This window comes from Bacillus sp. JJ675 (assembly GCF_036963165.1).
Lineage (GTDB): Bacteria > Bacillota > Bacilli > Bacillales > Bacillaceae > Bacillus > Bacillus glycinifermentans.
Window position 1 is genome coordinate 1 of the sequence record NZ_JBALMR010000095.1, and the last position, 16,488, is coordinate 16,488.

The 16,488-nt window shown below is 45.0% G+C and carries 16 protein-coding genes and 1 riboswitch; of the genes, 11 read left to right on the forward strand and 5 right to left on the reverse strand.

All coding sequences use genetic code 11. The annotated features are described in order from the left end of the window. Window positions 1–58: 58 nt before the first annotated feature. Window positions 59–1,189: a 5-methyltetrahydropteroyltriglutamate--homocysteine S-methyltransferase gene (locus tag V7126_RS21590; protein ID WP_046130048.1), complete on the reverse strand. Its 1,131-nt coding sequence runs from the start codon at window positions 1,187–1,189 to the stop codon at window positions 59–61. 71 nt (window positions 1,190–1,260) lie between these two features. Then, window positions 1,261–1,372, reverse strand: a riboswitch (SAM riboswitch). 214 nt (window positions 1,373–1,586) lie between these two features. Between V7126_RS21590 and V7126_RS21595 the strand changes: the two genes are divergently transcribed. The 7 genes from V7126_RS21595 to V7126_RS21625 all read left to right on the forward strand — a co-directional run bounded on the left by V7126_RS21595 (window position 1,587) and on the right by V7126_RS21625 (window position 8,170). Next, window positions 1,587–3,641: a BglG family transcription antiterminator gene (locus V7126_RS21595; RefSeq protein WP_046130049.1), complete on the forward strand. Its 2,055-nt coding sequence runs from the start codon at window positions 1,587–1,589 to the stop codon at window positions 3,639–3,641. After that, entirely contained in the window at window positions 3,634–4,101 is a 468-nt protein-coding gene (locus V7126_RS21600) for a PTS sugar transporter subunit IIA (protein WP_046130050.1), read from the forward strand. Before V7126_RS21595 ends, V7126_RS21600 begins: the two co-directional genes overlap by 8 nt. Window positions 4,102–4,106: 5 nt before the next feature. Then, window positions 4,107–4,382, forward strand: a complete 276-nt coding sequence (locus V7126_RS21605) for a PTS sugar transporter subunit IIB (RefSeq protein ID WP_046130051.1) — start codon at window positions 4,107–4,109, stop codon at window positions 4,380–4,382. Between the two features lie 15 nt (window positions 4,383–4,397). After that, window positions 4,398–5,747, forward strand: coding sequence for a PTS galactitol transporter subunit IIC (locus V7126_RS21610; protein WP_046130052.1), 1,350 nt, complete (start codon window positions 4,398–4,400; stop codon window positions 5,745–5,747). Window positions 5,748–5,760: 13 nt separating this feature from the next. Continuing rightward, window positions 5,761–6,708: a 1-phosphofructokinase family hexose kinase gene (locus V7126_RS21615; protein WP_046130053.1), complete on the forward strand. Its 948-nt coding sequence runs from the start codon at window positions 5,761–5,763 to the stop codon at window positions 6,706–6,708. Then, window positions 6,695–7,342 (forward strand): class II aldolase/adducin family protein, encoded by a 648-nt coding sequence (locus tag V7126_RS21620; protein ID WP_046130054.1) that lies wholly within the window; start codon window positions 6,695–6,697, stop codon window positions 7,340–7,342. The genes V7126_RS21615 and V7126_RS21620 overlap by 14 nt, the downstream gene beginning before the upstream one ends. A 144-nt stretch (window positions 7,343–7,486) precedes the next feature. Continuing rightward, window positions 7,487–8,170 (forward strand): DUF3298 and DUF4163 domain-containing protein, encoded by a 684-nt coding sequence (locus tag V7126_RS21625; RefSeq protein ID WP_046130055.1) that lies wholly within the window; start codon window positions 7,487–7,489, stop codon window positions 8,168–8,170. A gap of 325 nt (window positions 8,171–8,495) precedes the next feature. On the opposite strand, the gene V7126_RS21630 is transcribed toward V7126_RS21625, so the two are convergent. The 3 genes from V7126_RS21630 to V7126_RS21640 all read right to left on the reverse strand — a co-directional run bounded on the left by V7126_RS21630 (window position 8,496) and on the right by V7126_RS21640 (window position 10,268). Continuing rightward, window positions 8,496–8,792, reverse strand: coding sequence for a hypothetical protein (locus V7126_RS21630; RefSeq protein ID WP_231947407.1), 297 nt, complete (start codon window positions 8,790–8,792; stop codon window positions 8,496–8,498). Window positions 8,793–8,966: 174 nt separating this feature from the next. After that, complete coding sequence (locus V7126_RS21635; protein ID WP_046130056.1) at window positions 8,967–9,941, reverse strand: LacI family DNA-binding transcriptional regulator; 975 nt, start codon at window positions 9,939–9,941, stop codon at window positions 8,967–8,969. Window positions 9,942–10,130: 189 nt separating this feature from the next. Next, window positions 10,131–10,268 carry a hypothetical protein gene (locus V7126_RS21640; RefSeq protein WP_157759349.1) on the reverse strand — a complete coding sequence of 46 codons (138 nt, stop codon included), beginning with the start codon at window positions 10,266–10,268 and terminating at the stop codon, window positions 10,131–10,133. Window positions 10,269–10,371: 103 nt separating this feature from the next. Here V7126_RS21640 and V7126_RS21645 point away from each other — a divergent pair, with 103 nt between their 5' ends. From V7126_RS21645 to V7126_RS21655, 3 genes are read left to right on the forward strand one after another with little or no spacing between them, the layout of a single operon-like run. After that, the gene (locus tag V7126_RS21645; protein ID WP_046130074.1) at window positions 10,372–11,607 is read left to right on the forward strand and encodes an MFS transporter; all 1,236 of its coding nucleotides are present in this window, start codon (window positions 10,372–10,374) and stop codon (window positions 11,605–11,607) included. 14 nt (window positions 11,608–11,621) lie between these two features. After that, complete coding sequence (locus tag V7126_RS21650; RefSeq protein WP_046130057.1) at window positions 11,622–13,100, forward strand: glycoside hydrolase family 32 protein; 1,479 nt, start codon at window positions 11,622–11,624, stop codon at window positions 13,098–13,100. Then, window positions 13,097–14,083, forward strand: coding sequence for a carbohydrate kinase family protein (locus V7126_RS21655; protein WP_046130058.1), 987 nt, complete (start codon window positions 13,097–13,099; stop codon window positions 14,081–14,083). Before V7126_RS21650 ends, V7126_RS21655 begins: the two co-directional genes overlap by 4 nt. Window positions 14,084–14,136: 53 nt before the next feature. Here V7126_RS21655 and pepT read toward each other — a convergent pair whose 3' ends face one another. Beyond that, the gene (gene pepT / locus V7126_RS21660; protein ID WP_046130059.1) at window positions 14,137–15,369 is read right to left on the reverse strand and encodes a peptidase T; all 1,233 of its coding nucleotides are present in this window, start codon (window positions 15,367–15,369) and stop codon (window positions 14,137–14,139) included. Window positions 15,370–15,579: 210 nt separating this feature from the next. On the opposite strand from pepT, the gene V7126_RS21665 reads away from it, so the two are divergent. Then, window positions 15,580–16,017, forward strand: a complete 438-nt coding sequence (locus V7126_RS21665) for an AAA family ATPase (RefSeq protein WP_438823816.1) — start codon at window positions 15,580–15,582, stop codon at window positions 16,015–16,017. Window positions 16,018–16,488: the final 471 nt, after the last annotated feature.

The following is a 16,488-nucleotide window of genomic DNA, read 5'->3' on the forward strand; positions in this document are numbered from 1 at the left end:
TTTTCTCGACAGCCTGAGCCATACCTGATATCAGGTATGGCTTGAAACATGTCCTTATTTATTTCCAAACGTCTTCGGCAATTTCGATCACGTGGCGCAGTTTTTCCCACTGCTGTTCTTCGGTCAGCAGGTTGCCTTCTTCCGTTGAAGCAAAGCCGCACTGCGGGCTTAAGCACAGCTGGTTCAGGTCGACATATCGGGACGCCTCTTCAATGCGCCGCTTAATATCATCCGGGTTTTCAAGCTCTCCGAATTTAGATGTAATTAAGCCGAGGACGATTTGCAGGTCTTTCCGTTTCACGAAGCGAAGCGGTTCAAATCCGCCGGAGCGCTCATCATCGAATTCAAGGAAGAGCCCGTCAAGGTTCAGTCCGTCGAAAATCGTTTCAGCAGCGGCGTCGTATCCGCCTTCTGCCACCCATGTTGACTGGAAGTTTCCGCGGCAAATATGCATTGTGACAGTCAAATCATCCGGACGTCCTTCGATTGCTTCGTTGATCGTATTGGCGAAGGACTGGCGCAGCTCATCAGGCTGGCGGCCGAACGCCTTGATTTGCTCATGTCCCTTTTCTGAGAAAAATACGGACCAGGCAGTGTCATCAAGCTGCAAATAGCGGCAGCCGGCATCGTAGAACGCGCGGATCGCTTTTTTGTAAGCCTGCGCCACATCGTGGTGGAATTCATCCAGATCCTCGTACGGGCTTTCTTCCAGCTTTCCTCTGAAAAACAGCATATTCGGGCTCGGGATCGTCATTTTCGGCGTATGCGTTCCCGCAATACTATGAAGAAACTTATAATCTTCCAGCATCGGATGGTTTGTAAAGTCGACTTTGTCGGTTACTTTTATGCCGCGCGGTTTCGTTACGACATTGTGAAATTGAATACCTTTGTCCGCTACATAGCCTTCAACACCGTCAAGACCTTCGAGAAAATCGAAATGCCACCATGAGCGGCGGAATTCGCCGTCTGTTACGGCTTTCAGGCCGATTTCTTTTTGTTTTTCGACAATGCGTTTGATCTCTTCGTTTTCAACTTCACGCAATTGTTCCGCGGTAATTTCCCCGTTTGCTTTTTGCAGGCGCGCTTTTTTAACAGGCTCAGACCTGAGCAGGCTGCCCACCTGGTCCGCCCTGAACGGTCCTATTTTTCTTCCTGGCGTTTGCTGCAGTACATCGGTTGATTGTGTCATGCTTCATCCCTCTTTCTTTATTAACATAAAAAAGCTCTTCCCGATAAGGAAGAGCTTGGCAGACAATCTCCTCCTTATCTTCAAGAGCACAGCCGTGCTCTTAAGGAATTAGCACCATTCTGTCAAAAAGACAGCGGTTGCCGGGCTTCACAGGGCCAGTCCCTCCACCACTCTTGATAAGGAAAACCTTTTTATGCGATTTTTATAATAATTTTAATATTAATACTTTTTGCGAAAATGTCAATGGGTTTTGATATGGTTTTCCCATTTCAAGATGAACACGGTTCATCACAACTCTCATTTGAAAGCGTTTTCTCAATTGTGTTCAATCTCCATATTTCCGGGCGATAAAAAAATATAATAAAACTAAGGACGGGATTATTAAAGGGGGGGAAAGATGAAGAGCAAATTAAAAGACGTCGTCCTTCATTTGGTGATGAATCGCTCTTCTTCGGTTGATTGGATAGAAAAAGAGATCAGCCAAAAGAAAAGCGCGATTTGCAGCCATATCCGAGAGTTGAATGACCATATCGGAAAACAAAAATTAGATTTGATCCAAATCGCCCGAGAAGACGGCTCCATTGTGATAACCGAAAGAACGAGGGCTTACCTGTATAACATGCTGAAAAAGCCGGCGTTTATTGAACTTGATTACATCCCGCCCGAATGCAGAACAAGCCTGGTCATCATTAAACTCGGCGCAAATCCGGCCTCTGATTCTTTAAAGGAATTGGCCGATTTCGCAGCTGTCAGCAAAAATACGATGCTGCATGACATCAAAACGATCAAGGAATCTTTAAAAAATGAATCTATCGATTTGACGTACTCCAGGAAAGGCGGGTATCAGCTGATAGGTTCTGAATATCATATCCGAAAGCGGCTTGTGATCGAGACAAAAAAACTGCTGATGCATGACGCCGGGGCGGCACTATTAGAGAGAAAAGGACTCGTCGATCAAAAGGAGCTGTTCTTTTTAAGAAAGCGCTTGATGAAAGCCGAAGAAAAGCTTTCGATATCGCTGACTGATGAGCAGATTGAAGATTTGCCGATCGTGCTCTTCTTGCTCATCAGGCGCATCAAGGCGTGCAAGCATGAATGGACGCTGGAGATCGAAGAGTCGGATGTCATCAATACAAGGGAATATAAGTGCCTGAAAAACATCTTTTGGGACATACCCGATTTAAGCGAAAAAGATCAATTGTATTTGTCTCTGCAGGTGCTTTCCTCAAACCGGCTCGAATCCGCCCTCGATATTTCGGGCAGCAGTGGCCTTGTCGATGCCGTCAACGAATTTCTCGATCTGCTTGAAGGTCAGCTTGCAACAGACCTAGTGAACAAAGCGGAACTGAAAAACAGGCTCCTTTTGCACCTGCGCCCGGCCGTTTACAGAACAAAGATGGGGCTGAATGTCGAAAATCCCTTGAAGGATCAGTTTATCCGCGAATTTTCGCCGATTTATTCGATCGTTGCGAAGTCTGTTTTTCCGATCGAAAGAGTCGTCAGGGTGCCGCTGTCACAGGAAGAGATTGTTTATATCGCAATGATCGTACAGGCATGGATGAATCAAACAAAAGCGGAGAAGGATTTTGTCTTTAAAGCTTTGGTCGTCTGCCGCAACGGGGTATCTGTCTCAAAGCTTCTGCTTGAAACGTTAAAAGGAATGTTTCCCCATTTTCAGTTTATCGGCGCATATGCCGAACGAAATTTTAAGAAATACGAAGAAACAGTCGATTTTATTTTTTCGACCGTGCCTTTAAATACAGGGAAGAAAACGTTTTTGGTCGACCCGATTTTAAATGAGAAAGACCGCTTTTTATTAAAAAAAGAGATCCAAATGTATATCGACCAGGACAGCGAAAAGAAGGCGCTCGAATTAATGTTTCATTTAAAGGATTATATCGATCAGAAAGACTACACGGCTGTAAGAGAAAAAATCGTTTCGTTTTTTAATCAACCGCCGCCGGCTGCAGATGAAAGAACCGATGCAAAAAGCCTTTTTCCGTTTTCAGAGGAACACATCTGCTTTACGGAAGCAGACATGACGTGGGAAGAAGCGCTTGATACGGCCATGAAGCCGATGATGGGAAGGCGTGCAATCGATGAACGCTACAAGCGGCGGGTAACGGACACGTTTGCAGGAGAAAGCTGCCGGATGATGATTGGGCCCTCCGTCTACCTCCCCCATGCAAAACCGCAAGACGGGGTCATGTTTGAAGACTTCAGCATTCTGATCTGCCGCCACAGGGTTGTCATGCCTGACGGCAATCAGGCCAAGGCGCTCGTCGTGTTGGCCCCTGAGGATGACCAGCATCATGTGCCTACACTGCTGCACTTAAACGATCTGTTTTTGAATGAAAAAGCAGCTCAGACGATATGGAAAGCGCGGTCAAAGCGGGAAGTGCTTGAGTGCATCGGCACCCTTAAAAAGAAAGGGGGTGGACGCGGTGAGTGAGGCAGACTGGTTTAAGGAAGAGCTCGTATTCACCGATCTTCATGCACAAACACCGGCGGAATTGCTGGAAACGATCGGCTTTGCTTTAAAGGAATTAGGCTATGTAGAAGACACGTTTACAGATGCAATCATTGAGAGGGAACGAAAGTACCCGACGGGCCTGGCGCTTGAAGACTGCAACATCGGCCTGCCCCATACGGATCGCGAGCATGTCAAACAGGCGTTCATCGCCGTCGTGAAAAACGGCCGCAAATTGCCGTTCATTCATATGGGAACGGAAGACAGGCAGGTGGATATTGATTGCTTTTTCGTATTGGGGGTGACAGACCCTGAAAAACAGGTTGAAATCCTGCAGACCCTTATGGAGAAATTCGATGATGCGCAGTTTGTCAGACGGCTGAACGAGCTTAATGAGAAAAAACAACTGTTCACCTTTTTAAAACATACCGTACGGGAGTGATAGGCATGAAAAAAGTGATCGTAGCATGCGGATCGGGAGTGGCAACAAGCCAGACAGTGGCGTCAAAAGTGAAAAAAATACTGGACCAGAACGGCATCCGCGCCAGCGTTGAAGCGGTCGATATTAAATCACTGGAACAATACATCGCTTCAAGCGATGTGTATATCGCGATTACGAAAGCAAAAAAAGAATATTCCATTCCGACATTAAACGGAATCGCTTTTTTGACGGGCATGGGGCTTCAGGAAGAAACGGAAAGGCTGATTGAATTATTAACATAAGCGGGGGTGATACGGATGGAGCTGTTGCAAGGCATCATTCAGTATGTATTGGATCTCGGCGCAGCCGTATTTGTGCCGCTTCTCATGTTTCTCGTCGGAATCGCTTCAAGAATGAAATGGAAGGATGCCGTCAATGCGGCGGTCATACTCGGAGTTGCATTTGTTGGGATGAACATCGTCATCGGGTTTATGCTGGATGCGCTGACGCCTGCCGCTCAAGCTCTCGTCAAAAGAACGGGCATCCAGCTCAATACGATCGACGGGGGCTGGACATCGCTTGCCACACTGGCATGGGCATGGCCGCTTGCATTTCTGATGTTTCCGCTGCAAATGCTCATTAACGCCGTCATGCTATTTTTCGATAAAACGAAGACGTTGAACGTTGATTTGTGGAATGTGTGGGGAAAGATTTTAACGGCTGTACTCGTCATAGGGGTCACCGGCAATGTATATGCCGCCTTTGTGGTCGCCGCCGTTCAAATGGTGATCGAGCTGATCCTCGCCGACGTCAACCAAAAACAGATCGAGAAGATCACCGGAATACCAGGTGTCACCGTTTCTCACAGCATGATGCTGTTTGCCGTCTTTTTGCTTCCGTTTAACTGGATCATCAGCAAAATACCGCTATTCGATAAACATGTCGACGCAGATACATTAAAAGAAAAAATGGGCGTATTTGCCGAAAATCACGTTATGGGCTTCATCATCGGCCTCCTATTGGGGATGGCGGGGGGCTATTCCGTGCCTGACATGCTGATGCTTGCCATCCAGGCCGCTGCCGCGTTAACGCTGTTTCCGATGGTTGCCAAGCTGTTCATGCAAGCGCTTTCCCCTTTGTCGGACGCCATTTCAGAGTTTATGAAAAACAAATTTAAGAACCGCCGTCTGTTCATCGGTCTCGATTGGCCGATTTTGGCGGGAAGCAGCGAAGCGTGGGTCGCGATGATTCTGATGGTTCCTGTGACATTGATTTACGCCGTTATTTTGCCCGGAAATGCTATTTTGCCGTTCGCAGGCATCATCAATATCTCTTTTGCAGTGCCGGCGCTGATTATTACAGGGGGCAACCTGCTGAGGATGCTGCTCTTAGGGATCATCTCAACGCCTGTATTCCTGTACATTGCGACCTCGTTTGCACCGACAATCACGCAGCTGGCCAAGGATACGAATGCGGTCAATATCGAGAGCGGCCAGATGCTTTCTTGGAGCACGCTGGAATATCCCGTATTCCGCTTTATTTTTGCAAAAGCGGGCGAGCATATCATCTGGCTCATTCCCGCCGCGGTCTGGCTTGGCTTCCTTGTCATATACTGCCGCATGATGAAGAAGCGGACGAAGGAGCTGGAAAAGGAAGAAACCGTTTAAGGAGGCGATCGGTTTGATCTATACGATCACGCTGAACCCGGCCATCGACAGGCTGATGAGGATAACCGGCCGTTTAACCAAGAAAAAAACGAACCGGGTGACAGAAAGCGAATTTGACTTAGGCGGGAAAGGGCTGCATGTCTCACACGCGCTGACCAAATTCGGCGTTGAAAACCTGGCGCTTGGCTTTATCGGTTCAGAAAACCGCAAATTAATGGAAGCGATTCTCGCAGAGAAAAAAGTCCGTCATCATCTGTTTGTTGAAGAGCGGGCATCAACGAGAGAATGCATGATATTTATCGATGAGGCGGATGAAGGAAGTTTGATGATAACAGGGTGCGGCTTTCGCGTATCTGAGGGCAATCACCAAAGGCTGATCCGCTTTCTCGACCGGCATGTCACATCACGGGATTATGCCGTAATTGCCGGTTCAATGCCCCCAGGCTATACGTGCGCAAAGCTTGAAGAGATTCTGTCGATTTTGAAGAAGAAAAGCTGTTTTATCGCGTGCGACCTGTCGGGCAGTGCGCTTGCTGCGGCGGTGGAGATGAAGGTCGATTTTATTAAACCTAATCAGCATGAGGCCGGCGAACTGTTTTACGGGAAAGAGATGCCATTATTGGAGATGTTGTCGCGCCTCGGCGAAAAAATCGGTTATGTCGTCATATCGCTTGGAAAGGACGGCTGCTATGCAACCCGCGGCGGCCGGATGTACCACGTCTCCGTTCCGGCCGTTCGCGAACAAAATGACACAGGCGCCGGCGACGTATTTGTAGGGGCGTTCATCTCCCAGTTGGCAAAAAAAGCGGATTTTCACGACAGTCTGCGTTATGCTGCAGCCTGTTCCGCTTCAAAAGTAACAAAGCACAATTGCACCGATTTTGATATCCAGGAAGCTGAGAGCTTTTTTTCGCAAATTACTATAACGGAATTGGGGGAGGCTCACCATGTTATACCGTAAAGAACGCGAGGATCTATGCAAAGTCGTCAAGCTCATGTTCAGCCGCTTTGAAACAAACGCTGCCGGCGGCAATGTCAGTGTCAGGATGAATGACCGGCATGTTATCATGACCCCGACGTTAATGTCCCAGCAGAAGTTTTGCGACCTCAAGCCGTTTGAAATCCTTGTGGTCGATATGAACGAACAAAAAATTGAGGGCGAAGGCGGCATCACAAGGGAAATCAATATGCATATGGCCTGCTACAGAGAAAGAAAGGACATCGGCTGCGTCCTGCATGCCCACCCTAAAGAATCGCTCGTATTCGCCTCTTTAGGCATGGATCTGCCAAACATTACGGAAGCCACGCAAAAGCTCGGCAGCATTCCGGCGCTCCCGTTTGCCCCCGCCACCTCAAAGGAACTGGCGGAAACGGTCCGGAACGAGGTTCACACAAGACTAGAACAGCCTCTGCCCCAAGCGATGCTGCTGAATAAACACGGCATTCTCGTACTTGATCAAACGCTCCATAAGGCGTACGACATGCTCGAACGGATCGAATACAACGCCTACGCCGCCGCGACAGCGCTTGTGTTTGACGCTTTAAATATAAGGAAGATGAGGGATGAACAATTCAGTTACAACCTGAAGGAATAACCATTTGCGAATTCGGTTTCATTTTTGAATGAGACCGAATTTTTTTATTGAAATGAAAACTTTTTCACGGGGCTGTCAGTCTTACATGTGTACCCGTTTTGAAAATGGGTAATATAACAATGAAACGAAAAAGGAGGCCATATGATGAACAAAAAACCGTTTTTCAAAGCAACGGCGATCATGCTCTCAGGGCTATTAATGCTGTTGGTGTACAGCGGAGCGGCGATTCCTTCGGCTCAAGCTGTGAATGGGAAAAAACCGGTGGTGACGACCCATACATACAAAAACGTGAAGGAATTGAAGTACCCGCAGGTTAAAAACGTCGGCAGCAGATCTTTGCAAAACAAAATCAACAAAGACTTTAAAAACTATATCGAACAATCCTACAAAGACTATCTGAAAAACAAAAAGGACGGCCAACAGCACGGGTATCAAACGGCATACCAAACGTCTTTTGACGTCAAATATCTGACGGGCGAAAAGATCAGCATCCTGACGAAAAACTACGTGTACTCCGGCGGGGCGCACGGCAATACAGCCGTCCGCTCGTTCAACTACGATTTAAAATCAAAAAAACGCGTCTATCTGACAGACGTATTAAACAAAAAATCAAAAATCGATAAAACGAGAACATACATTTACAAATACATTCAAAAGCATCAGGACACGTTCTTCCCGGATGTGAAGAAAAAAGACATTGTCCTTCTTAAAAACACGGCATTCTACTTTACAAAAGACGGGATTGCGATCGTTTTCCAGCAATATGACGTCGCACCTTATGTCGCCGGAAACCCGGTTGTTGCCGTTCCGAAAACGGTCTATCAGTAAATGACAGCCCCTGTTTCGCAGGGGTTTTTGTTTTGAGGTGAGAAAGAATGAGGAGATTTTAGAAGCCCTTTCATAAAACTGTAGCTGACGGGCATGATTCAGCCCGCTGTCAGTCTGCAGATTTTTTCTAAATCAAACAGTTCGGAGACGTGGAAGATGCACTGCTGTCCGCTGATGATCTGGTATCGCTTAAAAACGTATTCCCTGTCTGTTGAAACAGGCACAAGATGTGTAAAGTGTTTTCCAAGGGACTCACCGGTGCTGAAGATTTCACGCCTTGACTCCAGTTCGGAAATGATTTTGCCGATGGGGAGCCGTTCTTCTTTCAGATAACGGCTGGCGGCAATGCATTTGTTTTGACATAGACATAGTTAAATGACAAATAATCATCGCCCCGTTTTAATGAGGAGGTCCTGAATAAAATCTTATCATCAGGCTGAAACAGCTTTGCTTCCTCAGGGGATAGATGATCGTAATCGACATAGGCCTGCCGGAAAACTTCAATATCAACCTTGCCGCCTATCAGCGTTTCGATTGCCTTGGTTGTTGAACCATCCGTTTTGGTCAGCATCTCTTTCACAAGGGAAGTAAGCGATTCAGGCAGAACTTTGCTCATTTCCAATTATGGCACCTCCACACATAGATAGAATATTTTGAAAACTTGTACTATACATCATCACAGGGAGGGTGGTTTGTCTAGAAAAAAAAGTTAAAATTTATCTTATTTTTACAATAAGCAGGGAAGAGGTATAGGAGAGATGAAGGCTGCAAATCTCTCCGTAACAAGATGTGAATATTAAGTGGTTTCACCTTCCAGAACCTTAACAGGCAAGTAGGTTTCAAGCGGCAAATCGTTAAAATCACCATCGACCGCTTTTAGCAGGATATCGATTGCTTTTTGCGATATTGATTGAATAGGCTGCTGGATGGTTGTTAAAGAAGGGAGCAGCGACTGAACCGTTTCCGTTCCATCGTAACCGATCACTTTTAAGCGGCTGGGAATATCTTTGCCGCGTTTTTTGGCTTCAGTCAAGACGGCAGCAGCTATAAGGTCGTCACTGGCAAAAATGCCGTCGGCATTAGGTTGTTCATCAAAGAGCCTTGAGATACATTCTTGATAATTTTGATGAAAAGGAACTTCATATGTAACAGGCTGCCTTCCGTGTTCTTTCATGATGTCTTCATATGCTTTTCTCCTAAGATTTGCAGGTGTTTCAAGCTCGAGCGGTCCATTAATATGGACAATGTGCTTGCACCCTTTTCCGAGCAGCAATTCTGTCGCCTTTTTTCCGCCGGCATAGTTGTCTGATCCCACTACCGGGATATGATTGGATAAATAGTGATCGATTGCGACAATCGGAAGGTTTTGTTTGTGATAATCTAAAATGCCCCTGTTAAACGTTACGGCGATAACGCCGTCAACCTGATTTCGTATCAGCATTTCCAAATATTTTTCTTCTTTATCCTTGCGGTTTAAACTGTTGCAAAGAAGAAGTTTATACCCTTTTTGTGTGCAAATGCTTTCAATATGAAAGGCCAGTTCCCCGAAGAAAGGATTGCTGGAGTTCGGAATGATGAGGCCTATTAAATTTGTGCGTTTTCGGAATAAAGAGCGGGCAAGATCGTTTGGAAAATAGTTGATTTCTTCCATCGCCTTGTACACTCTTTCTTTCGTTTTTTCGCTGATATAACCGCGGTTATTCAGCACCCGTGAAACGGTGGTTGATGAAACACCTGCTATTTTTGCAACATCGTGAATGTTAGGCTTCATGCATTTGCCCCCTGTGTTATTGAAATGGCTTACAATTCTCATCACGCACTTATTTTAGAGAATTGAACCGCTGTGTGCAAGGATTTTCCATGAATCTCCGCGAGGGTCTTTTTTGTCGCCTTTGTAAAAATGTATGTCAACCGGTTGACATATGAAACCGGTTGACATAAAATTCATTTGAAAGCGCTTTTAAATTTTGTTGGAATGGTGGTTTAAGGTGAAAAAAGCGTCTGGCATGGAAACGTCCATGTGAAAAACGGCTTCAAAAGAAAACGTTTTCACGAGATGGTGTCCAAACGATTCAAAGCCGGCAGAGGCAAATGTCATGTTAAACATCCGTCTTTTCGTGTAAAGAGAGGCGCCCGGAATGCGGAATGACGGCACAAATGCAGTTAAGCAATTTCAAATAATGGTCAAGGGAGCAGTGAAAATGAAAGGCTCAAAAATTCTGTATTGGAAACTAAGCGCTTATTTTTTCTTTTTCTTTTTTACTTGGTCTTCCAGCTATTCTTTATTTGCGATTTGGTTAGGGCAAGAAATCAATTTGACCGGGTCTGCGACGGGCATTATCTTTTCTGTAAACGCTATCTTTACTTTGTGCATGCAGCCTTTGTACGGTTTTATCTCCGATAAGCTCGGGCTGAAGAAAACCATATTATTTATGATCAGTTTGCTTCTCGTATTTACGGGTCCCTTTTATATTTTCGTCTACGGACCGCTTTTGCAATACAATGTCTTTCTTGGGGCTATCGTCGGGGGAGTTTATTTGGGAACTGCTTTTCTCGCCGGAATCGGTGCGATTGAAACCTTCATTGAAAAGGTCAGCCGAAAATATCAATTTGAATATGGAAGAACAAGGATGTGGGGTTCCCTCGGCTGGGCTGCGGCGACATTTTTTGCAGGTCAGCTGTTCAACATCGATCCGAATATCAACTTCTGGGTTGCGTCCGTTTCAGCAGTCATATTGGTGGCCATTATTGTTTCTGTAAAAATTGAGATGACAGATGATGAAAAGGAAAGGGCAGACTCGGTCAGGTTAAAAGACGTCGGAGGGCTTTTTCTCTTAAAAGACTTCTGGTTTTTGATGTTGTACGTGATCGGCGTAACATGCGTGTACGGCGTCTATGACCAGCAGTTCCCGCTTTACTACGCTTCCTTGTTTCCGACTCCGGCCTTGGGGAACCAAGTATTTGGATACCTTAACTCATTCCAAGTATTCATTGAAGCGGGCATGATGTTTCTTGCACCTTTCATCGTCAATAAGCTCGGCCCTAAAAAAAGTTTGATTTTAGCGGGGCTTTTAATGGCTTTCCGTATTATCGGTTCCGGACTTGTCAGCGGACCGGTCGGAATTTCGTCGATGAAACTCATTCATGCTTTAGAATTGCCGATTATGCTGATTGCGATGTTTAAATATTTGGCGACTAATTTTGATACTCGTCTTTCATCCGTTCTTTATCTTGTCGGCTTTCAATTCGCATCCCAAGTAGGCACGTCGATTTTTTCGCCGCTTGCGGGAGGTTTATACGACAGCATCGGATTTCGGCAGACTTATCTCATCATGGGAGCAATGGTTCTTTGTTTCACCATTATTTCGATTTTCACTTTGCTAGACTCAAAGAAAGACATTGAATTGGCTCAAAGTCTACAAAGAAAACATATATAGAGAGGATGTCACAGATGAATAGAATTCAGCAGGCGGAAGAAGCATTGAAGAAAGCCGGGAAAAAAGTGAAACACCGCTACCGAATGGGCTATCACATGATGCCCCGTGCAAACTGGATAAATGATCCAAATGGTCTTATTCAATATAAGGGGGAGTACCATGTCTTTTATCAGCATCATCCGTATGATGAGAATTGGGGACCGATGCATTGGGGCCACTTGAAGAGCAGGGATCTCATTCACTGGGAGCACTTGCCGATCGCTTTAGCACCAGGAGACGAATTTGATGAGAGCGGCTGCTTCTCAGGAAGCGCAGTCGAATATAACGGCGAACTCGCTTTAATCTATACAGGGCATAATATGATAGATGAAGAGAAAGACGATTTCTATCAAAATCAGAATATAGCTGTCAGCAAAGACGGTATCGTCTTTGAAAAACTGAAAGAAAACCCTGTCATTGCAGAGCCGCCGGAAGACAGCGCACGCCACTTTCGCGATCCGAAAGTATGGAAGCATCATGAGACCTGGTATATGGTGGTCGGAAACTCCTCAAAAGAGAACGTTGGACGGGTCATTTTATACCGCTCGCCTAACTTTGTAGATTGGGAATATGTAGGCATCCTCGCCCAAAGCGACGGAAATCTCGGCTTTATGTGGGAATGTCCGGATTTCTTTGAATTAGACGGCAAACACGTTTTGCTGATTTCCCCTCAGGGTATAGAGGCGGATGGTGATTCATATCAAAATCTGTATCAAACAGGCTATTTGATTGGAGACTATGATGAAGAAACGAATGAGTTTGTACATGGCTCCTTTAAAGAGCTGGACCATGGCCACGACTTTTATGCCGTGCAAACTTTGTTGGATGACAAAGGGCGCAGAATTGCGATTGGCTGGATGGATATGTGGGAGTCAGAGATGCCGACGAAAGCGGACGGATGGTGCGGGGCTTTAACTTTGCCGCGTGAATTGACGTTGAAGGATGATCACAAAATTTTAATGAATCCCGTCGAGGAGACTAAATTACTTCGTGAATCGGAACATCATGAATGTGCCAATCAATCGATTTCCAGCAGCTATTTTATAAAGACAGCCGAAAAGCTTCTTGAAGTGATGGCCGTTTTTGATTTGACAATTTGCAGTGCCGAAACGGTTGGCTTAAAGATTCGGGGGATTGAACAGGAAGAGACAATCATCCAGTACAGCTTGGTTGATCAGAAGCTGACGCTCGACTGTTCAAAGTCCGGCAAAACGCGGGACGGTGTGAGAAGCGTACGGCTTGAGGCGGAGGAGAAGCTCACCTTGCATCTGTTTCTTGACAGATCGTCTATTGAAGTATTTGCGAACCATGGTGAAGCGACAATGACCAGCCGCATATATCCCAATGAAGGAAGAGCCGGGATTGAGCTGTTTTCTGAGAAAGGCAATGTACGGGTTGAAGAGTTCAATTACTGGACGTTGAGAGATATTTGGAAAGGCGATGAAGCCAAATGAGCAGAATATTTTGCATCGGTGAGACGTTAATCGACTTTATACCGATCCAAAAAGAAACCCCCTTGCAACATGTCACGGGCTTTGAGCGCGTAGCCGGAGGAGCGCCTATGAATGCCGCGATTGCCGCTGCTAAATACGGCGCCCGTGCGGCATTGCTGACGAAGGTTGCCAACGATGATTTTGGCGATTACTTAATCAGCGTTCTTGAAGAAAATGGAGTTGACACTTCCTATATCGTTCGAAGCGACGAAGGTGAAACCGGATTGGCATTTGTATCCGTAGACAAGTCCGGCGAAAGAAGCTTTCATTTTTATCGGAAGAATGCAGCCGATTTGCTGCTTTCGGCAGATGAGGTTAAATCTGAATGGTTTCATAAAGGGGATCTTCTTCATTTCTGTTCAATTGATTTAGTTGAAAGTCCAATGAAACAGGCGCATATGAAGGTGATCAATGACTTCCGGGAAGTCGGCGGAATTGTTAGTTTTGATCCAAATGTCAGGCTCCCGTTATGGCCTGATGAAACAAGCTGCCGTCATACGATCAAGCAGTTTTTACCGCTGGCGGATATTGTAAAAGTATCACTTGAGGAATTGCCGTTTATCACAAATATTGATGATGAGAAGGAAGCGATTGCTTCGCTTTTTACCGGCAATGTTAAAATCGTTGTGTTGACAAAAGGGGGAAACGGTGCGTCGATTTATTTGAAATCCGGCGAAACCTACGAAGATAAAGGATTTAAAGTCGCTGTTTCAGATACAACCGGCGCGGGCGACGCCTTTATCGGAGGCTTTTTATCAGAGTTGGCACTACTCGATGTATCGAACGAGACGCTGTGTGAACGAGTACGCAAGCACCATCGAAGATTGTTGGAGTTTGCCAATGCAAGCGGCGCCTTAACTGCTTCTGTGAAAGGAGCGATACACGGTGCACCGGGCAGACAGCATGTGATGAATCTAATTTCAACAAGTGCAGATAGAGATTAATCTGAGAAAAAGCGGCTGCAGTGTCTTGCAGCCGCTTCCCGCTTTATTCGGTATTACGCTCTTTCCTCAAACAGCTTCGCAATCTCAACGACAACGTTCACAGCTTTCACCATATGATCCGCGGAAATGTATTCGTATTTGCCGTGGAAGTTTTCCCCGCCTGTAAAGATATTCGGACAAGGCAGTCCCATGTAAGAGAGCTGTGAGCCGTCGGTTCCGCCGCGAATCGGTTTGACGACCGGCTCGATGTCCAGGTTTTTCATCGCCTGGTAGGCGATATCGACGATTTCCTTCACCGGCTCGATTTTTTCTCTCATGTTGTAATATTGGTCATTCATGACAACGCTGATGCTGTCTTTTCCGTATTGCGCCCTCAGGTCGTCTGCGATTTTTTCCACTGCTGCTTTCCGCTCGTTAAAACGGTCTTTGTCAAAATCCCTTATGATGTAGTGCAGCTTCGTTTCTGAGACATCACCATTGATCGAAAGCAGATGATAAAAGCCTTCATAACCTTCTGTACATTCAGGAGCTTCTGCTTCCGGAAGCCCCGCGTGGAATTTCATTGCGATTTTGGCGGCGTTGACCATTTTACCTTTTGCCGTACCCGGGTGAACGTTTGTTCCTTTGCACGTAATTTTCGCGGCTGCGGCATTGAAGCTTTCGTATTGCAGTTCCCCGAGCGGACCGCCGTCAACCGTATACGCGTATGAGGCGTTGAATGCCGTCACATCGAATTTATGAGGGCCTCTTCCGATTTCTTCATCAGGCGTAAACGCCACTCTGATCTTGCCGTGTTTGATTTCGGGATGGCTGATCAAATATTCCATCGCCGTCATGATTTCAGCGATGCCGGCTTTGTTGTCGGCTCCGAGCAGCGTCGTCCCGTCCGTCGTGATCAATGTTTGGCCTTTGTAACCGGCAAGCTCGGGAAATTCCTTCGGAGATAACACCACGCCGAGCGGTTCGTTGAGCACGATGTCTTTTCCGTCATACTGTTCAACGATTTGCGGATTGACATTCTTTCCGGTAAAATCGGTCGCCGTATCGACATGAGCCAAAAAACCGATCGTCGGCACCTGCTTCTCTGTATTGGCCGGAAGCGTTGCCATGACATAGCCGTTTTCATCGATCGTGACATCCTCCATGCCGATCTGCTTTAATTCTTCAACGAGCATATTTGCGAGCGTCAGCTGGCCCGGTGTAGAAGGGCACGTCTCACTGTTTTCGTTTGACTGCGTATCGACCTTTGCATATGTAATCAGCCGTTCAATCAATTTGTTCTTCATGCTTCCCTCATCTCCATTTGTTGGTTTTATGTTTATCTTATCATGGATGAAGAGAGTACCAGAACCTCAGAATAAACTTTACTGATTAAAAAAATGAGGTTTATGGTTTTGTTCTTTTAATCTATAATTATGAATTGTTTGAAATTATTTCATTATTTGTGTTTATAATCTAAGTGGTAAGGTAGAAGTTATTTATTATAAAAATTAGGGGTGAGAGGGTTGTCTACTTCATTAAAAGAAGTTTTTGGGATATCAAGCAATTTGCTGAAAAGTTATGTTTTAAGACATCATGTAGATGATGATTTCAAAGATAAGATTGAATTAACTGATCACCATATCGTTGTTTTTGGTGAAACTAAAGTAGGCAAGAGTCATTTAAGGAAGAAATATATTACTCCAAATAAAGAGACCGTTGAGATTGATTGCACCAAAGGAGTTGATTTATATGAGATTTATAATCAAATTTTATATAAATGTGGAATTGAAACTTCTGAAACTTTAACTAGCAGTATTGAAAGAGGTGCAAGGCTAAATAAAGATGCGGAAGCGAGTTTATTTCAATTTTTAAAAGCAAAACTTTCTGGAGAATTAACAGAGACACAAGTAATAAGTGAAGTTACCAGANNATATAAAATTTATAGTACTTGACGACTTTCATTATTTAAAGCTTGTTGATCAATACTTACTCGCCTACGATTTAAAAATGTTTTATCAAAGTGGAATAAGATTTATTATTATTGGAACGAAAATCAATAAAGGGTATTTTGAAAAATTTAACGGAGAACTATCTCAAAGAATTGATTACATAGATGCTACTAGATGGTCAGAAGAGGATTTAAAGAAAATAAAAGAGCGAGGTTGTGATGTACTAAACATAGATATAAGTGACGAAATAATTGACTACTTTATTGATGCATCCAGTGGAATTGTTGCTGTTTACCAGCAGCTCCTTTCTCATTTTTGTATTGCTAATAATATTAGAAAGACAAATGAAGAATATATAGTTCTCAACGACTTAGACAAGGCAATAAAATGTAATGAAAACTATTATTTAACGTTAAGTGAGCATTATCTTAAAAGAATTCAGGATATTGCTGATGGGGAAAGGAAAGCGAAATT